Annotated in this window: 22 protein-coding genes; 10 read left to right on the top strand and 12 right to left on the bottom strand. The window is 59.6% G+C overall.

The window, feature by feature from the left end:
• Window position 1: 1 nt before the first annotated feature.
• Both sdhD and sdhC read right to left on the bottom strand, forming a co-directional pair.
• Window positions 2-382 (bottom strand): succinate dehydrogenase, hydrophobic membrane anchor protein, encoded by a 381-nt coding sequence (gene sdhD / locus V6R85_RS14040; RefSeq protein WP_003504989.1) that lies wholly within the window; start codon window positions 380-382, stop codon window positions 2-4.
• Window positions 383-393: 11 nt separating this feature from the next.
• Window positions 394-786 carry a succinate dehydrogenase, cytochrome b556 subunit gene (gene sdhC / locus V6R85_RS14035; RefSeq protein WP_003504990.1) on the bottom strand — a complete coding sequence of 131 codons (393 nt, stop codon included), beginning with the start codon at window positions 784-786 and terminating at the stop codon, window positions 394-396.
• Between the two features lie 306 nt (window positions 787-1,092).
• On the opposite strand from sdhC, the gene V6R85_RS14030 reads away from it, so the two are divergent.
• Window positions 1,093-1,473 carry a hypothetical protein gene (locus V6R85_RS14030; protein WP_060725400.1) on the top strand — a complete coding sequence of 127 codons (381 nt, stop codon included), beginning with the start codon at window positions 1,093-1,095 and terminating at the stop codon, window positions 1,471-1,473.
• 54 nt (window positions 1,474-1,527) lie between these two features.
• Here the strand turns inward: V6R85_RS14030 and V6R85_RS14025 are convergent, their stop codons facing one another.
• From V6R85_RS14025 to tsaD, 5 genes are all read right to left on the bottom strand, one after another.
• On the bottom strand, window positions 1,528-2,172 hold the full coding sequence (locus V6R85_RS14025) for a class I SAM-dependent methyltransferase (RefSeq protein WP_111834656.1): 645 nt from the start codon (window positions 2,170-2,172) through the stop codon (window positions 1,528-1,530).
• Window positions 2,173-2,179: 7 nt separating this feature from the next.
• Window positions 2,180-2,623 (bottom strand): EVE domain-containing protein, encoded by a 444-nt coding sequence (locus V6R85_RS14020; RefSeq protein WP_003504993.1) that lies wholly within the window; start codon window positions 2,621-2,623, stop codon window positions 2,180-2,182.
• A 6-nt stretch (window positions 2,624-2,629) separates the two neighbouring features.
• Window positions 2,630-2,923, bottom strand: a complete 294-nt coding sequence (locus tag V6R85_RS14015; RefSeq protein ID WP_003504994.1) for a YciI-like protein — start codon at window positions 2,921-2,923, stop codon at window positions 2,630-2,632.
• An 89-nt stretch (window positions 2,924-3,012) separates the two neighbouring features.
• Window positions 3,013-3,996 carry an NAD(P)H-dependent glycerol-3-phosphate dehydrogenase gene (locus V6R85_RS14010; protein ID WP_003504996.1) on the bottom strand — a complete coding sequence of 328 codons (984 nt, stop codon included), beginning with the start codon at window positions 3,994-3,996 and terminating at the stop codon, window positions 3,013-3,015.
• Window positions 3,996-5,093: a tRNA (adenosine(37)-N6)-threonylcarbamoyltransferase complex transferase subunit TsaD gene (gene tsaD, locus V6R85_RS14005; protein ID WP_087745112.1), complete on the bottom strand. Its 1,098-nt coding sequence runs from the start codon at window positions 5,091-5,093 to the stop codon at window positions 3,996-3,998. Before tsaD ends, V6R85_RS14010 begins: the two co-directional genes overlap by 1 nt.
• A gap of 73 nt (window positions 5,094-5,166) precedes the next feature.
• Between tsaD and hemC the strand changes: the two genes are divergently transcribed.
• From hemC to V6R85_RS13975, 6 genes are all read left to right on the top strand, one after another.
• The gene (gene hemC / locus V6R85_RS14000) at window positions 5,167-6,096 is read left to right on the top strand and encodes a hydroxymethylbilane synthase (RefSeq protein WP_060727369.1); all 930 of its coding nucleotides are present in this window, start codon (window positions 5,167-5,169) and stop codon (window positions 6,094-6,096) included.
• A gap of 4 nt (window positions 6,097-6,100) precedes the next feature.
• A complete protein-coding gene (locus V6R85_RS13995) occupies window positions 6,101-6,841 on the top strand; it encodes a uroporphyrinogen-III synthase (RefSeq protein ID WP_111834655.1) in 741 nt (246 codons plus the stop codon).
• 73 nt (window positions 6,842-6,914) lie between these two features.
• On the top strand, window positions 6,915-8,381 hold the full coding sequence (locus V6R85_RS13990; RefSeq protein WP_111834654.1) for a COG4223 family protein: 1,467 nt from the start codon (window positions 6,915-6,917) through the stop codon (window positions 8,379-8,381).
• A 4-nt stretch (window positions 8,382-8,385) separates the two neighbouring features.
• Window positions 8,386-10,005, top strand: coding sequence for a heme biosynthesis protein HemY (locus tag V6R85_RS13985; RefSeq protein ID WP_080866474.1), 1,620 nt, complete (start codon window positions 8,386-8,388; stop codon window positions 10,003-10,005).
• 14 nt (window positions 10,006-10,019) lie between these two features.
• Window positions 10,020-10,508, top strand: coding sequence for a tellurite resistance TerB family protein (locus V6R85_RS13980; protein ID WP_020813315.1), 489 nt, complete (start codon window positions 10,020-10,022; stop codon window positions 10,506-10,508).
• A complete protein-coding gene (locus V6R85_RS13975; RefSeq protein ID WP_020813316.1) occupies window positions 10,498-11,229 on the top strand; it encodes a glutamine amidotransferase in 732 nt (243 codons plus the stop codon). The genes V6R85_RS13980 and V6R85_RS13975 overlap by 11 nt, the downstream gene beginning before the upstream one ends.
• A gap of 12 nt (window positions 11,230-11,241) precedes the next feature.
• Here the strand turns inward: V6R85_RS13975 and V6R85_RS13970 are convergent, their stop codons facing one another.
• Window positions 11,242-12,474, bottom strand: coding sequence for an MFS transporter (locus V6R85_RS13970; RefSeq protein ID WP_003505017.1), 1,233 nt, complete (start codon window positions 12,472-12,474; stop codon window positions 11,242-11,244).
• A gap of 249 nt (window positions 12,475-12,723) precedes the next feature.
• On the opposite strand from V6R85_RS13970, the gene V6R85_RS13965 reads away from it, so the two are divergent.
• Together V6R85_RS13965 and V6R85_RS13960 are read left to right on the top strand one after the other, a co-directional pair.
• Window positions 12,724-13,014 carry a YggT family protein gene (locus tag V6R85_RS13965; protein WP_003492418.1) on the top strand — a complete coding sequence of 97 codons (291 nt, stop codon included), beginning with the start codon at window positions 12,724-12,726 and terminating at the stop codon, window positions 13,012-13,014.
• Window positions 13,011-13,322 carry a DUF167 domain-containing protein gene (locus V6R85_RS13960; RefSeq protein WP_060725390.1) on the top strand — a complete coding sequence of 104 codons (312 nt, stop codon included), beginning with the start codon at window positions 13,011-13,013 and terminating at the stop codon, window positions 13,320-13,322. The genes V6R85_RS13965 and V6R85_RS13960 overlap by 4 nt, the downstream gene beginning before the upstream one ends.
• Before the next feature lie 5 nt (window positions 13,323-13,327).
• On the opposite strand, the gene ppa is transcribed toward V6R85_RS13960, so the two are convergent.
• From ppa to V6R85_RS13940, 4 genes are all read right to left on the bottom strand, one after another.
• Window positions 13,328-13,861, bottom strand: coding sequence for an inorganic diphosphatase (ppa, locus tag V6R85_RS13955; protein ID WP_003505020.1), 534 nt, complete (start codon window positions 13,859-13,861; stop codon window positions 13,328-13,330).
• Window positions 13,862-14,019: 158 nt separating this feature from the next.
• Window positions 14,020-14,526, bottom strand: a complete 507-nt coding sequence (locus tag V6R85_RS13950) for a GNAT family N-acetyltransferase (protein WP_020813320.1) — start codon at window positions 14,524-14,526, stop codon at window positions 14,020-14,022.
• Window positions 14,527-14,739: 213 nt separating this feature from the next.
• Window positions 14,740-16,560 (bottom strand): translational GTPase TypA, encoded by a 1,821-nt coding sequence (typA, locus tag V6R85_RS13945; RefSeq protein WP_003492424.1) that lies wholly within the window; start codon window positions 16,558-16,560, stop codon window positions 14,740-14,742.
• 163 nt (window positions 16,561-16,723) lie between these two features.
• The gene (locus V6R85_RS13940; RefSeq protein WP_111834653.1) at window positions 16,724-18,784 is read right to left on the bottom strand and encodes a M3 family metallopeptidase; all 2,061 of its coding nucleotides are present in this window, start codon (window positions 18,782-18,784) and stop codon (window positions 16,724-16,726) included.
• Window positions 18,785-19,050: 266 nt separating this feature from the next.
• Here V6R85_RS13940 and V6R85_RS13935 point away from each other — a divergent pair, with 266 nt between their 5' ends.
• Entirely contained in the window at window positions 19,051-19,509 is a 459-nt protein-coding gene (locus tag V6R85_RS13935) for a MarR family winged helix-turn-helix transcriptional regulator (protein WP_020010854.1), read from the top strand.
• The last annotated feature ends 3 nt before the right edge of the window (window positions 19,510-19,512 follow it).

The raw sequence follows: 19,512 nt of genomic DNA, 5'->3' as shown, positions 1-19,512 counted from the left end.
CTTATCCTGCGAATGCGATTTTCAGAATGGCGAAGATGGAAAGGCCGCCAATCAGAATCGCGAAAAACGTATTGAGCATCAGAAGAACGAGCTTCGAAACCTCGGCGTGAACGTAATCTTCGATGATGACCTGCATGCCGAGCTTCATGTGAATGAGGCCGGACACCAGCACCAGAGCCATGATAACCGCAACAAGCGGGTTCGACAGCGCGGCGACGACTTCCGGATAGGGCGCGCCGGCATATTTGATGAGGAAGATCACGAAGAAGATCAGCAGCGGAACGTTGGCAACCGCGGTGACGCGCTGGCGCAAGAAATGGTCGGTGCCTTCCTTGGCGGAGCCGAGACCGCGAACCTTTCCGAGAGGTGTACGCATATCCATGAAAAATCTCCTCAGCGCACGATCAGGGCGATGACCCAGATCAGCGCGGTCAGACAGATCGACACCACCCACGAGGCCTTTGCCAGCTTGGTGGTAAAGTGCTTTTCGAAGCCGTAGCCCAGATCCCACATGAAGTGGCGAAGCCCGCCTAGCATGTGGTGCACGAGAGCCCAGGTATATCCGATCAGGATGAGTCTGCCGATGATCGTACCCATCGCCCAGTTGACCCAGTCGTAATAGGCAGGACCCGAGGCGATTGCGATCAGCCACCAGGCAACCAGAAGCGTTCCGAAATAAAGCGCGCCGCCTGTGATGCGGTGCACGATGGAAGCAACCATCGTCGGAATCGGCTTGTAAATTTGAAGATGCGGCGACAGAGGCCGGTTATTAGTCGCATTCGCCATCAGAACCTCGCGGCGTTTTCCCGTGCGCCCATCAGACAGGACGCCCCCAAGCAACAGCACATGACGAAAGAATGTGCATTGCACCAACCGCGACGTTTAATCACATGGGAGCATCACCACAAGCACATTTCATGGCCGATTCCAATTTAATCGATTGGTTCACGAATTTTTTTTGGAATTTTTTTGCGTCAAAATAAAAAATCGAGCGTTTCCAAGATTTACGCCCTCAAAATATTTACCTTTACGTAATTCATGAATCGTGTAATTTACCTTTTGTTAATGAGGAAAATCCGGAGAATGAGGCTCATGTTACAGCGCCGAATCGCTGCTTTAACCATGATGGTTGCAGGCGTCATTTTCACAGTAATGCCTCCGGCGGCGGCAGATGATTATTATGGTCGCCGTGATTATCAGCATCATTATCAACATCGTCAATCGCAGGTGAGCTTCTCAACGGACGGGCTGCCATCCACCCTCTCCGGTGGCACTTATGTGGGCGCGATATCGGCGCTGCGCGTTCGTGGCAATGGCAATTATTTCGCAATTGGCGGCGGGCTTTCACGGAAAGGCGCAACGCTCACAAGAGGCTCGCAGCTTGCGCCAAAGGCGAAGATCATCAATGTCCGTGCCGAAACCGCTGACGACGCCTGCGCCTATGAACATGGCGTCTGCATTATCCGGCCCTAAAGTATTTCCGGCGAAAGCATGACGCGGTTTTACTGCAAATGTGCGATGCACTGATCAGATAAAACGCCAGACGGTGGTCTTCTTCACTTCGCTGTCTTCCAGCGCCCGCGTCACCGGCACCTGATAGGTCGCCTCCGCCCGGAGCCGCTCTTTGGGCAAATAGGCCCGCCCCGGATCGCCGACGAGCACGCTCACGCCCTTTTCCGTCAGTTCCAGAAACCACGGCACGAGAAGATCTGCAAAGGCGCGATCGTAAAACACGTCGCCCGCTAGCAGAACATTCGCTTCGACCGGCTTCCCGACCAGATCAAGTCCGGTGAAGGCAATGTCCACCTCATTGAGAGCCGCATTCAGCCGAATGGCGGTCTCTGTCCACGGATCGATATCGGCCGCCAGAACCGCGTTGGCGCCCGCCTTTGCCGCAGCGATGGCGACCAGGCCGGAACCGCTGGCGAAATCCAGCACGCGCCTACCGGAGACGCTGTCGGGATGATCGAGAACATAGCGGGCAAGCCCCTGCCCGCCGGCCCAGGCGAAGGCCCAGAAGGGCGGCGGCAGGCCGATCGCTTCCAGCTCCTCCTCCGTCTTCAGCCACAGCTCATGAGCCTCCGTGGCAAGATGAAGACGCAATTCCGGCACATGCGGCGGGCGCATGATGCCGGTGTTGTCGAGAATGAAGCGTTCGGGATCGGTCCTCACCGAGGGGTCAGTCCGGTGATTTCGGTGGATTGGCGAGGTTACCCATGCGGCAAACCTCAAGATATTCCTCCTCCGTCACCGGCTGCACGGAAAGCCGCATGGAGGTGACGAGAGACATCTTTTCCAACTTGGGATTGGCCTTCACATCCTTCAGCGAAACCGGCTGCGGCATATCGCAAACGGCGCGGATATCCACGCAATCCCACTTCAGATCGCCTTCAGCGGTCGAGTCCGGATGCGAAAGGGCGCAGACTTCGACGATGCCGACGACATCCAGCCCTTCATTGGAGTGGTAGAAGAAACCCTTGTCGCCGATCTTCATGGCCCGCATGTTGTTGCGGGCCTGATAGTTGCGCACGCCGGTCCATTCTTCGCCGGCCTCGCCCTTGGCCTTCTGCATTTCCCAGGACCATTTGAACGGCTCGGACTTATAAAGCCAGTAATTCGCCATGTCCGGTCACGCTCCCGGATTGTTGAAGACCCAATTATAGGGCTTCACATCGACGCTTTCGAACAGGCCGGCCTTTGCATAGGGATCGGCATCGGCAAGGGCCTTGGCCGCATCGATATCGGCAGCTTCCACGATGACGAGGCTGCCATTCGGCTTGCCTTCGGCATCGAGAAACGGACCGGCGATCTTCAGCGTGCCCTCGGCATTCAGCCTGTTCAGATGTTCCAGATGCGCCGGGCGCGTTTCCATGCGCACGTTCAGATGGCCGGGCTTGTCCTTGCAGATAAAGGCAAACAGCATTTTCGTCTCCTCGCTGGAGCATGTCTCCCAAAAGTATCAGCGGCTTTGGGACCAAGACATGCGTAAAATATTGTTCGACCGCCCCACCCTCATTCGGTGGTGATCGGCCGTGTCATCAATTGTTGCATGGCGCTCGCCACATCCAGATTGCCATCGATGATGGCGGCCACCGCTTCGGTAACCGGCATGTCGACAGCGTGACTTTCTCCGAGTCGGGCGGCGACGGCAGCCGCAAAAGCGCCCTCCACCAGCCCGCCGGACATGTCCTTGCCCTCCCCGCGGCCGAGCGCGATGCCGAACCGCAGGTTTCGCGACTGATGGCTTGTGGCAGTCAGCACCAGATCGCCGAGGCCCGAGAGGCCGCGCACCGTATCCGCCTTGCCGCCCATGGCGACAATGAGACGCGACATTTCGGCAAGCCCGCGCGAGATCAGCGCCGCCCGGGCGGAATCGCCAAGGCCCGCGCCTTCGACGATGCCGGCGGCAATGGCGAGAACATTCTTCAGCGCCCCCCCGAGCTGCACGCCGATGCGGTCGGTCGAGGCATAAAGCCTGAAGGTCCTGCCGGAAATCGTGGTTGCCAGCCGTTCGGCGATGGCAGCGTCTTCCGCCGCAATCGCCATGGCCGTCGGCAAGCCACGGGCAATATCGGCCGCGAAGCCCGGACCGGACAGAACCGCAATCGGGTGATGTGGCAGTTCCGCTTCCAGAAGTTCCGTCAGCAGACGGCCGGAACTGCGGTCGATGCCCTTGGCGCAGGTGACAATGATAGAGTCATTAGCCAGATAAGGACCATAGTGACGGGCCGCATCGGCATGGGCCTGAGACGGCATGGCGAAGAGCACAATGCTGGCACCGGCAAGCACGTCGGGCTCGGCGGAAAATTCAAGCGCATCCGGAAGGTCAACACCCGGCAGGGCCGCCTCGTGCACGCGATCACTCCTGAGGTCAGCCATCAGGGACGGATCGCGGCCGAGCAGGGTCACATCATGCCGGTTTTCCAGCGCAATGACGACGGCTAGCGCGGTTCCGAAGGCGCCGGCGCCGATGACGACGATTTTTTCCCGCTGCATCAGGCCTTTGCTCCCCTCTTACCGAAACCGATCAATGTTTCCGCGCTGCCATCCAGCGGCCAGCGCGAGCGCGGCGGAATTTCCAGCGGATCGGATGCTCGGCCGTCCGCCATTCGCTCCAGTCCGGCCCAGGCGATCATCGCAGCATTGTCAGTGCAGAGCCGGTGCGGCGGCGCGACAAAGCGAAAGCCATTGATATCGCAAAGCGACTGCAGGGTCTGGCGGATTTCCTTGTTGGCGGCGACACCGCCAGCCACGACCAGCGCAGGCTGGGTCTCCAGCTGCGGAAACTCCTGGCGGAAACGCGCAAGGCCACGGCCGATGCGATCCTTGAGAGTGCGCGACACCGCATTCTGGAAGGAGGCGCAGATATCGGCAATATCCTGCTCCGAAAGCGGCGCGATGGCGGTCGCCGCCTGCCGCACCGCTGTCTTCAGGCCGGAAAAGGAAAAATCGAGCCGTGCTTCGCCGACCATCGGACGCGGCAGCGGAAAGCGGTTGGGATCCCCCTTCGCCGCCGCCTTCTCGACCGCAGGACCGCCTGGATAGGGCAGGCCCAGAAGTTTCGCGGTCTTGTCGAAGGCTTCACCCAGCGCGTCATCGATGGTGGTGCCCCAGCGCTCATATTCACCAACGCCACGCACCAGCACCAGCTGGGTATGGCCGCCGGAAACCAGCAGCATCAGATAGGGAAAAGACAAACCGTCGGTCAGCCGCGCCGTCAGCGCGTGGCCCTCCAGATGGTTGATGGCGTAAAGCGGCTTGCCGGCCGCCTTGGCGATGGCCTTGCCCGTCATCAGCCCCACCAGCAGACCACCGATGAGGCCGGGACCGGAGGTGGCGGCAATGGCGTCGACATCGGCAAGAGTCACGCCTGCCTGCTCCAGCGCTTCTTCCACCAGCGTGTCCAGCGCCTCGACATGGGCGCGCGCGGCAATTTCCGGCACCACGCCGCCATATGCGCTGTGTTCCTCCAGCTGCGACAAAACGACGTCGGAGACGATCTCGCCACGCCCGTCCGCATGCCGAACCACAATGGATGCAGCGGTTTCGTCACAGCTTGTCTCTATGCCGAGGATACGAAGAAAGGGGGTCATCAAATCTGTTCGTTCATTGCGATCATGCGCTGAGTTGGTCTAAGACAACTCCGGTAACAATGGATAGACGCGGATGCAAACAAAACCTTTCCGAATCGGCACGCGCGGCAGCCCGCTGGCGCTCGCGCAGGCTTACGAGACGCGCAACCGGCTGATGGCGGCGCATGGCCTGCCGGAAGAAATGTTCGAAATCGTCGTGCTATCCACCAAGGGCGACCGGATAACCGACCGCGCCTTGTCGGAAATCGGCGGTAAAGGCCTGTTTACCGAGGAGCTGGAAAGCCAGCTTCTGTCTGGCGAACTCGATATGGCCGTGCATTCCTCCAAGGACATGCCGACCGTTTTACCCGAAGGCCTTTATCTGTCCGCCTTCCTGCCGCGGGAAGATGTGCGCGACGCCTTCATCGGCCGCACCGCGCCGAAGCTGCTGGAGCTGCCGCAGGGCGCCGTGGTCGGCTCCGCATCCCTGCGCCGCCAGGCGCTGATCCGCCGCCTGCGGCCGGATCTGAGCGTCATCATCTTTCGCGGTCAGGTCGATACGCGGCTGCGCAAGCTCGAAGAAGGCCAGGCGGATGCGACGCTGCTTGCCTTTGCCGGCCTGAAGAGGCTCGGCAAGGACAATGTTCCGACGGAAATTCTCGACCCAAAGGAATTCCCCCCTGCTCCGGCGCAGGGCGCAATCGGTGTGGAGAGCCGCATCGGTGACACCCGCATGGACGAGCTGCTTGCCCCCATAAACGACAGGCCCACTTATGATGCGGTGACCTGCGAGCGCGCCTTCCTGGCCGCACTCGACGGTTCCTGTCGCACCCCGATTGCCGGTTACGCCACCTGCGAGGGCGAGGAACTCTATTTTTCCGGCTTGATCCTCACCCCTGATGGCCAGACGAGCCACAACATCGAAATCTCCGGCAACCGCAAAGATGCGGCAAAGCTCGGCCGACAGGCCGGCGAAGAGGTGCGTGCCAAGGCGGGCAGCAATTTCTTCGAAGGCTGGAACTGAGCCTATGCGGATCGTCGTCACCCGGCCGCAACGTTCGGGCGAAAGGACGGCCGCAAAACTTGAAGCGCTCGGCCACGAGCCGGTGCTTTTGCCGCTGTTTCATCCAGCCCATCATGGCGAACGCGCCATCTCGGCGCTATCCGGCCCGCTGGCGGCGATTGCGGTGACCAGTGCCGAGGCATTGCGGGCACTGGAAACATCATGGGACCGGCTGGCCCCGCATCTGTCAAAACCGCTCTTCGCCGTCGGCGCAACAACGGCGGAAGCGGCGAAAAAAGCCGGCTTCACGCAAATATTCATCGCCTCCGGAGACGCCCTGGGTCTGATTGCTCTCGTAACGCAGCGCCGCGCACTTCTTTCCGAAGGACAGCCCCTGCTCTATCTCGCCGGCAAGCCCCGTGGCTCCGTCTTCGAGGAGGGCCTTGCCGCTGCGGGCATTTCCTTTAGAGTGATCGACTGTTACGTGATGCTGCCCTCGGATATCTCCGAAAGCATGCTCCAGACGGCGCTTGTCGAAAACGCTGCCGATGTGGTCCTGCTCTATTCCTCGGAAGCGGCGCGGGCCTTTTTCAACCATGCATCAACGGACAGATACGCGGCAGCACTGGCTGGGACACAATTCATCTGTATCAGCCACAACGTGCTTTCTCTGGTTCCGGAAATCTTTCGCGCAAACGCCATCGCCGCCAGAGAACCGAGCGAGGCAGCGATGTTCGAACTTCTGCACCATAACTCTGGAACCTAATTCGAGCTCGCCTCTTTCCTTTGCCGCCGCCACTGACTAGGTTTACATTACTGCAGGCAAAAATGAGGTTGTCATGGTATCGGGAAAGCCGCCACGCCACTCCAAGTCCAAAGCCGAACCGGTCACCATCGACCTGGACGCCAAAGACGTGAAAGCAATTTCCGCCGACGTGGACGCTGCCAAGACGGACGAAAAGCCCGGTGACAAAACACCTGCGGACACCGCAACGCCGGGTGTTTCGGAAACAAAGCCGGAAGCAGCCACAACGGGCAACCCCGCCCCCGTCTGGGACCAGCCCAAGAAAACCCCTATCGAGCCCGAACCCAATGTCGGCAAAACGGAATCCGTAGCCGCCGCGTCGAAGACCGAGAGCCCTGAAGACAAACAGAAAGAGCCCGTCTCGACGGCCCCTGTTCCGCCCAAGGTCGACGCAACACCGATGGCGGGCACCGACGGGACGAGCGCCACTGCGGCTGCAGCAGCGGGTGCGAAGCCGGCCTTTGGCTCCACAGCTTCCTCCAGCGCATCTGGCGGGGCCACCGCTGCAAAACCATCGACCACGACCTCATCTTCAGGACCGGCCAATTCAGGACCGGCGAAGCCATCCACATCACAGCAGGCGGAACGCAAACAAGCGGCGACCTCCGGCCTGATCGCGGCGGGTATCGTCGGCGGCCTTGTGGCGCTCGCCGCCGCCGGCAGCATGCAATATGCCGGTATCCTGCCCTCCGTTAATGCAGGCAGGGCCGGAGGCGAGGAGATCGCCGCACTAAAAACCGATCTGGGCAATCTTCGGCAGCAGCTTGCCAATGCTCCCGCGGCGGACACCTCGGCACTGGAACAGCGCATCGCAACCCTCGAAGGCGCAAAGGGTGAAGCCCCGCAGGTGGATGGGCTTTCTGAAAAAATTACCGTGCTGGAATCTGCCCTGCAGTCGGAGCGATCCGCGCAGGCCACGGCGACCGCCGAACTGACACGCCGTCTTGCGGATGCGGAAGCCAAGATCAACGAGCCACGCGACGATATCGAAGTCGCCCGCGCCATTGCCTCGGCCGCGCTGAAGGCCGCGATCGATCGCGGCGGGCCGTTCCTCACCGAACTCGATACGCTCTCCAGGGTCACATCAGATGATCCGGCGATTGCATCGTTGCAATCCTTCGCCGCCACCGGCGTACCGTCGCGTTCGGAGCTGATGCAGAAATTCCCCGATGTCGCCAATGCGATGCTGTCAGCCATCAACCAGCCTGACCCCAATCAGGGCATCATGGAGCGCTTGACCGAAAGCGCCTTTTCGCTGGTGAAGGTGCGCCCGGTCGGCAACATCGAGGGCGAGACCCCCGAGGCCATGATCGCGCGTATGGAAAACAAGCTGCGCAACGGCGACCTGCAGGGCGCAGCACTTGAGTGGAATGGTCTTCCCGATGCCGCCAGGACGGTATCCGCCGATTATAAAAAATCTCTGGATGCGCGCATCGAGGTCGAGAATCTGGTGGGCGGCACGTTGAACCGCGCCATCACCAGCACTGGCAGGCAGGGGTGAGCGCATGACCAGAATTCTGACTTTCGCCATTATCGTTCTGGCTCTCGGTTTCGGTTTCTCCTGGCTGGCCGACAGGCCGGGCGTGCTCTCCATCGTCTGGCAGGGCCAGTTGATCGAAATGAGCCTGATGGTCGCCGCCTCCATCATCGCCGCGCTGGTTGCCGCCATCATGCTGGTCTGGTGGGTCGTCAACGCCATCTGGACCTCGCCCAATGCCGCACGCCGGTATTTCCGCGCCCGGAAGCGCGACCGCGGCTATCAGGCTCTGTCCACCGGCCTCATTGCCGCCGGCGCTGGTAATGCCATCCTCGCCCGCAAGATGACGGCCCGCACGCAGGGGCTGCTCAGCGCCGATCAGGAACCGCTGATCCATCTGCTCGATGCGCAGGCCGACCTCATCGAAGGCAAATATGACGAGGCGCGCCGCAAGTTCGAGGCGATGGCCCGTGACCCTGAAACGCGCGAACTCGGCCTTCGCGGCCTTTATATCGAGGCGCGTCGGCAGGGCGCCTATGAAGCCGCCCAGCAATATGCCGAGGATGCAGCGGAAAAAGCCCCCTACCTGCCATGGGCGGCACAGGCGACGCTGGAAAACCGCTGCCGCAACGGACAATGGGACGATGCCATCCGCCTGCTCGACCAGCAGAAAGCGGCAAGCGTCATCGAACGCGGCGAGGCGGAGCGGCTGAAAGCCGTGCTTCTCACCGCCAAGGCCGGTGAAAAGCTGGAAAGCGACCCGGTGGGCGCGCGCGAGGATGCCAAGCACGCTCTCAAGCTCGCAAAAGGCCTCGTTCCGGCGGCACTGATTGCAGCGAAGTCCTATCTGCGCGAAGACAATCTGCGCAAGGCCGCCACGGTTCTGGAACCCGTCTGGAAGAACGATCCGCATCCGCAGATCGCCGAGCTTTATGTCCGCGCCCGCAGCGGCGATACCGCCATCGACCGGCTGAAACGGGCGGAGCGGCTTGAGAGCCTGAAGCCCAACAACATCGAATCCCTGTTTGCCGTGGCGCAGGCAGCGCTCGACGCCAAGGAATTCGCCAAGGCACGGGCCAAGGCCGAAGCCGCCGCCCGCATTGAGCCACGCGAAAGCATCTTCCTGCTGATGGCCGATATCGAAGAAGCGGAAACCGGCGATCAGGGCCGTGTGCGCTACTGGATGGCACAGGCGCTGCGCGCGCCGCGTGACCCGGCATGGGTGGCGGATGGTATCGTCTCGGAAAAATGGCTTCCGGTCTCCCCCATCACCGGCCGTCTCGACGCCTTCGAATGGAAAGCGCCCTTCGGTCAGCTCGAAGGCCCTGTTGAAGATCTGGCGATCGAAAATGCGATTGCCGCGGCACCCGCAAGAGCCGAACCGGTTGCGAAGACGATCGTTGTCGAAGCCGCGCCCGAGACCCTTGCGGAGCCAAAACCCGCCCCGGCCGCGCCGATCGAGGTAAAGCCGACTGTTTCAATCCCGAAGGAGAAAAAGCCGGTCACAATCGAAGCGCCGGTGGAAACCGAAGTGGCGGATGACAAGGCGGCGGAAGCCGTGCCCTTTTTTGGCGGCGCACCGGATGATCCGGGCGTCAAGAAGCCAGGCGCGGAAGCCGAACCCAAGACCCGGCTCAAACTCTTCTGACCAGCAGGCTATCGATGTTCCAGCAAATACAGTCGTTTATTCAGAACCTCGTTGGCCCGCAGGCGGGTGATTTCAGCCCTGATGATCTGAGGGTGGCGGTAGCCGCCCTCTGTTTCCAGGTGATGGAAGCGGATGGCACCGTCTCGAAAAGCGAGCGTGATCGCCTGCGCCAGATTCTTCACGAATATTACCATCTCGACGGTGGCAAGCTTGATGCCCTTCTTGCCGCCGGCCAGGAGGCCGGCAAGGAAGCCGTCGATTATTACCGCTTCACCACCGATATCCGTCGCCACCTCGATGAGGATCAGCGCGTGGAGCTTATTGGCATATTATGGGATATTGTTTACGCTGACGGCGAACGAAGCGAAATGGAAGACCATGTGATCTGGCGAGTCGCCGATCTACTCGGTGTTTCCGTGCGCGACAGGGTTCTGCAACGTCAGCAGGCCGCCACGAGGTCCGGGCCCGCTGAAGAAAGCGAAAACGAAGACGATGCTGTTTGACCCTTCCAGGCAACAGGAACAACAACCTTCGCTGCTCATCGTCCTGCATCAGGAACGTTCCACGCCCGGCCGCGTCGGCCAGATCCTGGTGGAAAAGGGTTATCGCCTCGATATAAGGCGGCCCGCGCTCGGCGACGACCTGCCGCAAACGCTGGAAAAACATGCGGGCGCCATCATCTTCGGCGGCCCGATGAGCGCCAATGATCCGCATGATTATGTCAAAGCCGAAATCGACTGGCTGAAGGTGCCGCTGAAGGAAAACAAGCCCTTTCTCGGCATCTGTCTCGGCGCGCAGATGCTGTCCAAACATCTGGGCGGCAAGGTCGAGGCAGACAGGGACGGCAAGGTGGAGATCGGCTGGTATCCGCTTCACGCCACCGAACACGGTCGGCTTCTGATGCCGCATTGGCCGAAGATGGTCTATCATTTCCACCGCGAAGGCTTCGAACTGCCGCGGGGAGCCGAGCTTCTGGCGGCAGGCGAGACCTATCCCAATCAGGCCTATCGTTATGGAAAAAATGCCTGGGGCCTGCAGTTTCACGCCGAACTGACCCGCGCCATGATGCATAGCTGGGTGGTGCGCGGCGCGCAGCGTTTCGGCATGCCGAATGCGCAGGTCGGCAGTCAGCATCTGGAAGGCCGCATGTTGTTCGACACGCCGCTCAGGGCATGGCTCAGCAATTTTCTCGATCTGGTTTTTGAGGGCAAGGCACAGCGCTGAGGCCCATCGCAGTTAGTGCGGCGCGTCGAGACTATCGATCTTGCGCAGCTTGGAAAAACCAAGCGCCCAGATGACCGCGACAGCAAGCGTGCCCGCCCCGCCGATGACAACGGCTGGCACGGCACCCACAACATGGGCCATGGTGCCGGCGCGGAATTCACCCAATTCGTTGGAGGCTCCAACGAAAACCATATTCACCGCATTCACACGCCCGCGCACCTCATCTGGTGTCCAGAGCGCGATCAGGGTCTCGCGCACATAAACCGACACCATGTCCGATGCTCCCATGACCACCAGCGCGGCAATGGACAGCCACGCGGTTTGCGAAAGCCCGAAGACCACGGTGGAAACGCCGAAGAGGCCGACGCCGACGAACATCAGCAGGCCCGCATGGTGGCGAATGGGCTTGAATGCCAGAATGACCGCAACGGTGATGGCCCCGATGCCGGGTGCGGCGCGCAGAAGCCCGAGACCCCATGGGCCGAGCGTCAGCACTTCCTTGGCAAAAATCGGCATCAACGCGACGGCACCGCCCAGCAGCACCGCGAAAAGATCGAGCGAAATGGCGCCAAGAACGATCTTCTCCTGCGAGATGAATTTGAAGCCGGCCAGCATTGTTTCGAGGGTGACGGCTTTTGCCGGACCACGCTGTTCCGGCTTGCGGATCGTCACCGCCAGCGTTGCGGAGAGGATGAAAAGCACAAGCGCCACGCTATAGGCGATGGAAGCGCCGAGACCATAAAGCAGACCGCCGGCAACAGGCCCCAGAATGGACGCCATCTGCCAGGAAGAGGAATTCCAGGCGATAGCGTTCGGCAAATCCTCGACGGGCACGAGATTGGGCGCCAGCGACTGGACAGCCGGTCCCATGAAGGCCCGCTCTATGCCGAAGACAACGAGAATGGCGAAGACCGGCCAGGGAGAAAAGCTGTGTGTCAGCGTAAGACCCAGAAGAGCCACAGCACACAGCGCCGCGACCAGAAGACATATGGCCATGATACGCCGGCGATTGTGCCGGTCGGCGACCGTTCCGGTAACAAGGATCAAAAGCAGAGACGGCAGAAACTGGAAGAGACCGATCAGGCCGAGATAAAAGGCGTTGCCGGTAACCTCATACATCTGCCAGCCGACAGAGACGCTGACGATCTGAATGGCAAAGGCCGAGAAAAACCGAGCGCTGAAAAAACGGCGATAGGAACTATGCCGGAATGCACCGAAGCGGTTTTCGGCAGAAGGCAGGGACATCGGCTGGGTGTTCGCGAGACAATATGAGATGTCTGCAATAGAGCGATATGACAGGAATCGCCAGCCCTCCTCTTCAGCGGGACGACGAAAAGTGTGAGCGGTTTTCGTCTGAAATCCCGCTGCAAAGCCATGAACCAGCTCGCGATGACCGCAGACCGGTCAGACCAAAGATCATTACGATCCGGCGCAACACTTGCCGGTTCACGCGTCAATGTCTAAATGTCTTGCAACCAAGATACGGAGATATTGATGCTTGCCCTGTTTCAGACCATCGATCTGGCCTTGAACCTCTATACGTGGGTGCTGATCGCCAGCGCCATTTTTTCCTGGCTTTACGCCTTCAACGTCATCAATTCCCGCAACCAGTTCGTGAACGCCATCGGGAGTTTCCTGGTCAATGTCACGGAACCGGCCCTGCGCCCCATCCGCCGCATTCTGCCCAATCTCGGCGGGATCGACATTTCGCCGATCATCCTGCTGCTGATCATCTTCTTCATCCGCTCCTTCATGTGGAACACGCTTTATCCGATGACCGTTTGAGCAGTCTCTGGAAAAAGCACGATGATCATGTCCGCCTGTCCGTTCGCCTCACACCGAATGGCGGGCGGGATGCGATTGACGGCGTGGAGCAGGATGCGGACGGAAACGCGCATCTGAAGGCCCGCGTCAGCGCCGTGCCGGAAGGCGGCAGGGCGAACAAGGCCCTGATTGTTTTGCTGGCGAAAAAACTCGGCCTGCCCAAATCCTCCATCACCTTCATTTCAGGCGAAACAGCGCGCAAAAAAATCCTCCGGATCGATACCGACCCGGAGGATTTCGAAAAGCTCTTTAAAAAGCTGGCGGGTTAGGCCTATCAGCCCTGCGCCTTGTAGCGCTCAATGGCTTCGACGATCAGCTTCTTGGCGACATCGACATCCTGCCAGCCGCCCATCTTCACCCACTTGCCGGGCTCCAGATCCTTGTAGTGCTCGAAGAAGTGCTCGATCTGCTTCAGCGTGATTTCCGGCAGGTCCGTGTAGTTGTGGACCTTGTCGTAACGGCGCGTCAGCTTCGGAACCGGCACGGCGAGGATCTTCTCGTCCTTGCCGCCATCATCTTCCATGATCATCACGCCGATGGGGCGAACGTTGATCACGCAGCCGGGAACCAGCGGGCGGGTGTTGCAGATGAGAACGTCGATCGGGTCGCCATCGTCGGACAGCGTGTGCGGCACGAAGCCATAGTTACCCGGATAGGTCATTGGCGTGTAGAGGAAGCGATCGACGATCAGCGCACCGGCGTCCTTGTCCATCTCGTACTTGATCGGCTGGCCGCCAACCGGCACTTCAACGATAACATTTACGTCTTCCGGCGGATTCTTGCCTATGGAAATTGCATCAATACGCATTCGCTTCCCTCATTCGGCGGGTTGGATTTGGTTTTCGATACTGGGAAAGTCGCCGCATTGCAACATGGCTTTGGCTGGATAAGGCAGAATGGGCGATTTGATGTCATCGCGACGAAGCATCGCCCTCTACAAAATGAAAACGGCGCGAACTCCCTCTATCAGTTCCAGACGAAACCGACCTTGCGAAGCGACTTGCCATCGAAATCTTCCATGCCTTCGGCAATATCCCGGCCGCCATGCGAGCGGAAAAAGCGATTGGCGACGTCGCTATCCTCGAGGCACCAGACAACGATGCCGTTGCAGCCGAGTGAAGTCAGCAATCTGCGCGCTTCCGTGAAAAGCAGCGAGCCGAGGCCAATACCCTGATATTCAGGCCGGAGATAAAGTTCGTAAATCTCGCCGTCCTGCGGCAGCCCACGCGCCCGGCTTAAGCCCAGCGTCGCATATCCGGCAACCACACCGGCCACTTCCACCACCAGCATGGTTGCGGAGCCCTTGGTCGCCTTTTTCCACCAGACTTCGCCACGGCGCTCCAGCATCTGCGTCAACGGCTTGTGCGGGATAAGCCCCGCATAGGCCTGTTGCCACGACAGACGGTGCGCCTCTGAGATGGCGCGCGCATCATGCGGTTCAGCACGGCGAACATCGATGGATAACGTTTTCATAACGCGATTCTGGCCCCGGCCACGGAAACTTACCAGTCATAAAGGTTAACGCCGGCAAGCTTACCCACAGCCTATTCATGTGGACGACCAGAAAAAATTAACGCATCCTTAACCTTTGGCAAAGCGCCTTTCGACTCATGCACACATAAAAAAGAATGCATAAAAAAACCCGGCGCGAGGCCGGGTTCTTTGAAATTCGTGGCGTAGAGCCAATCAAACAGCGAGCTTTGCCTTTTCGAAACGCTTGCGGTCGTTCGCGTCCAGGAACATCTTGCGCAGGCGGATGGACTTCGGCGTCACTTCCATCAGCTCGTCTTCCTGGATCCAGGAAAGGGCGCGGTCGAGCGTCATGCGGATCGGCGGCGTCAGCTTCACGGCTTCGTCCTTACCGGCGGCGCGGATGTTGGTCAGCTGCTTGCCCTTCAGCACGTTCACTTCGAGATCGTTGTCGCGCGTGTGAATGCCGATGATCATGCCTGCATAGACCTTTTCACCCGGCTCGATGATCATCGGGCCGCGATCTTCAAGGTTGAACATGGCGTAAGCGACTGCCTCGCCCGAACCGTTCGACAGCAGAACGCCGTTGACGCGACCGGCGATCTGGCCCTTGAAGGGCTGATAATCATGGAACAGACGGTTCATGATCGCCGTACCGCGCGTGTCGGTCAAAAGTTCCGACTGGTAGCCGATGAGGCCACGGGTCGGGGCATAGAACTTCAGACGAACGCGATTGCCGCCGGAAGGACGAAGCTCGGCCATTTCAGCCTTGCGCTCGGACATCTTCTGGACGACGACGCCGGAATGCTCTTCATCGACGTCGATCACGACTTCTTCGATCGGCTCCAGCAGGGTGCCGTTCTCATCCTTGTGCATGACGACGCGCGGACGCGAAACGGCAAGCTCGAAGCCTTCGCGACGCATGGTTTCGATCAGAACTGCCAGCTGCAATTCGCCACGGCCGGAAACGAAGAACGAATCCTTGCCTTCAGCCTCTTCGATCTTCAGCGCGACGTTGCCTTCGGCTTCCTTGAACAGACGGTCGCGGATGACGCGCGACGTTACCTTGTCGCCTTCGGTGCCGGCGAGCGGGCTGTCGTTGACGATGAAGGACATGGTGACGGTCGGCGGATCGATCGGCTGCGCGGTCATCGCCTCGGTGACCGAGGGGTCACAGAAGGTGTCGGCAACCGTACCCTTGGAAAGACCGGCGATGGCGACGATGTCACCCGCATGAGCTTCATCGATCGCGGTGCGCTCGATGCCGCGGAAGGCGAGGATCTTGGAAATACGACCGGTTTCGATCGTCTTGCCATCCTGGCCAAGCACCTTCACGGCCTGGTTCGGCTTGATCGAACCGGAGGCGATGCGGCCGGTGATGATACGGCCGAGGAAGGGGTTGGCTTCGAGGATCGTGCCGATCAGACGGAACGGACCTTCTTCGACTGTGGGCTCCGGAACATGTTCGAGAACCAGATCGAGCAACGGTGCAAGACCCTGATCCTTCGGACCTTCCGGGTTGACGTTCATCCAGCCGTCACGGCCAGAACCGTAAAGGATCGGGAAGTCGAGCTGCTCGTCGGTAGCATCGAGGTTTGCAAAGAGGTCGAAGACTTCGTTGATGACTTCTTCATGGCGGCCATCCGGACGGTCGATCTTGTTGATCGCGACGATCGGACGAAGACCAACCTTCAGCGCCTTGCTGACGACGAACTTCGTCTGCGGCATCGGGCCTTCGGAACTATCGACCAGAACGATCGCGCCATCCACCATCGACAGGATACGCTCGACTTCACCGCCGAAGTCGGCGTGGCCGGGGGTGTCGACGATGTTGATGCGAACACCCTTCCACTCCACCGAGGTCGCCTTGGCGAGAATGGTGATGCCACGTTCCTTTTCGAGGTCGTTGCTGTCCATTACGCGCTCGGCGACACGCTGGTTGTCGCGGAACGAGCCGGACTGCTTCAGAAGCTCGTCCACGAGCGTCGTTTTTCCATGGTCAACGTGCGCGATGATCGCGATGTTGCGAAGTGCCATTGTTCAAAATCTCTGAGGTTGGGCGCCACTATCGTGAGATGCGCCAATTTAGTTTGGCGCGCTCATAACCTTTTTTTTGCAAATGCGAAAGGGGGGGCCTTGTCATAAGCCCCCTGCGCTCCGGTTCTAGCTCAGAAATATGACAGTCTTTTATAACGTGCTCTTACACCAGGCCGCGCTTCAACAGCATGGCGTCCGGGCTCGGCATCTTGCCGCGAAACGCGAGATAGGCCTCCTCCGGATCGATGGAACCGCCGACAGAATAGATATTGTCCTTCAGCCTGCGCGCCATCTCGCCATCGAAGGGATTGCCGGTTTCCTCGAAGGCCGAAAACGCATCGGCATCCAGCACTTCCGACCACATGTAGGAATAATAGCCGGCGGAATAGCCATCGCCCGAGAAGACGTGCTGGAAATGCGGCGTCGCATGCCGCATGACGATGGACTTCGGCATGTTGAGGGCGGAGAGCACCTCGCCTTGTACGACCATGGGATCGCTCACGCTGTCCCGGGTGTGGAACGCCATGTCGACGATAGCCGAAGACGTGAACTCCACCGTGCTGAAACCGGCATTGAAAGTTTGAGCGGCCAGAACCTTGTCCAGTAGCGCTTTCGGCATCGGCGCGCCGGTCTCGTAGTGGAGCGCGTATTTTTCTAGAATTTCCGGCACCGTCAGCCAATGTTCGTAAAGCTGCGACGGCAATTCGACGAAATCGCGCGAGACCCCCGTCCCGGAAACGGAAGGATAGGTCACATCAGATAACATGCCATGCAGCGCGTGGCCAAATTCATGGAACAGCGTGCGCGCATCATCAAGCGAAAGCAGCGCGGGCTTACCCTCAGCCGGTTTCGCGAAATTGCAGACATTGTAGATGATCGGAATTTCACCGACCGTTCCGCTCTTCAGCGGCAGCTTGTGCTGCGACTGGAACGAACTCATCCATGCGCCGGATCGCTTGGAGGGGCGGGCAAAATAATCGCCGAGGAACATGGCCTTCAGATCGCCCCTGTCGTCGCGAATTTCGAAAACCCGCACATCCGGGTGATAGGCGGCAACGCCCTTCACTTCAACGGCACGAATTCCAAACAGCCGCGCGGCGACATCGAAGCAGGCCTCAATGATCTTTTCGAGCTGCAGATAGGGCTTCAATTCCGTCTCGGAGAAGCTGAATTTCCGCGCGCGCAACTTTTCGGCATAGTGCCGCCAGTCCCAGGGCAGCACCTCGTGATTCCGGCCCTCCTCGGCGATGATGGCGGCAAGTTCGGTCTCTTCCTCGCCCGCGCGGCGCACGGCCTTTTCCCAGACCTGACCCAGAAGGCCGTTCACGGCATCCGGCGTCTTCGCCATCGTGTCATCAAGCTTGTAAGCGGCAAAATTCGCGTAACCGAGAAGCTTGGCCTTCTCCTCGCGCAGTTCGAGCGTGCGGTGAACGGTCTCTCGATTGTCGGTCTCGCCACCGTTTTCGCCGCGCGCCACCCATGCCTTGAAGGCCTGCTCGCGCAGATCACGACGTTCGGAAAAGGTGAGGAAAGGCTCGATGATGGAACGGGAAAGGGTAACGGCAAATTTGCCGTCCTCGCCATGCTCACGGGCCGCACCCGCCATGGCGTCGCGCAGAAAGCCGGGAATGCCGGCAAGTTCCTCTTCGGTGGAAAGCAGGAGCTTCCAGTTCTTTTCATCCGCCAGCACATTCTGCCCGAACTTTGCACCGAGACCGGCAAGCTCCTCATTGATCGCCGCCAGCCGTTCCTGCCGGTCTTTCGGCAACTTCGCGCCGGAACGTACGAAACCCTTCCAGTGCCGCTCGAGAACACGGCTTTCCTCGCCCGTCAGCCCCAGCGTCTCGCGCTTTTCCCACAATGTGTCGATGCGCTTGAACAGCGCTTCGTTCATGCCGATCTTCGAATAGTGCCGCGACATTTTCGGCGCAATCTCCCGCTCCAGCGCCTGGATCACGCCATTGGTATTGGCGCCTGCCCTGTTCCAGAACAGCGCCGAAATGCGCGAAAGCTCATCGCCGGCGATTTCAAGCGCGGTTACGGTGTTTTCGAAACTCGGCGCCTGCGAATTGCCGGCAATTGCATCGATTTCCTGTTCATGGGAGAGAAGCGCTGCCTCGAAAGCCGGAGCGAAATCCTCATCCTTGACCGCATCAAATTTGGGCAAACCGTTGTGACCGTCCCAGGTCACGAGGGCGGGATAAAGCGTCGTCTTGGATGGCATTTCGTCTTCCTTGTGTACAATTCCGGTTTAAGCCCATATGGGCACGCCTCCACCGCCAATTCAATATGCCCGGCGGAGATGACAGGCCGCGTGAAAAAAACGGGGAAGTCCGATCTTTTTTGCTTCAGCGTAACAATCGGCGACTATATTGCGGGCCGTCCGACAACCGAACTGACGCATACTTTACTCGATTTTCGACAATATGATTTGTGTACCATTGATTATCGCCCGGAATTTAGTAAGGCTGACTTACGAAAAGGCGAGACATGGGCACGAAACGCGAAAAAGATTCATTGGCATTCTTGCTGAACAGCAGCGCACGCCTGCTGAACAGTGCGTTTGAGCGCCGAATTTCTGAAGCTGGACTGGGTCTTACCCCCGGCGAAGCCCGCGCATTGCTGACGGTTGCCGTCGTTGATGGCAGCAAGCAGTCGGATATCGCCGCCCGGCTAGGCATCGAGCCGATGACGATCTGCGCCTATCTCGACAAGCTGCAGTCCCTCGATCTCATTGAGCGCCAGCAGGACCCGCAGGACAGGCGTTCCAAGCGCATCGTACTGACGAAGAACTCCACCGAGATGCTGGAAGCCGTGCGACAGGAAATCGATGAACTCGTCCGTCACGCCACGCAGGGCCTGAACGAGGAAGAGGTCGCGCTTTTCCGCAGCTTCCTGCAGACGCTTCGCAACAATCTCCAACCGGAACAGCCCGGCCCGAGCTGCTGACCG

This window comes from Agrobacterium sp. CCNWLW32, assembly GCF_037083425.1.
Lineage (GTDB): Bacteria > Pseudomonadota > Alphaproteobacteria > Rhizobiales > Rhizobiaceae > Agrobacterium > Agrobacterium radiobacter.
This window is presented reverse-complemented; position numbering and strand designations above follow the sequence as displayed.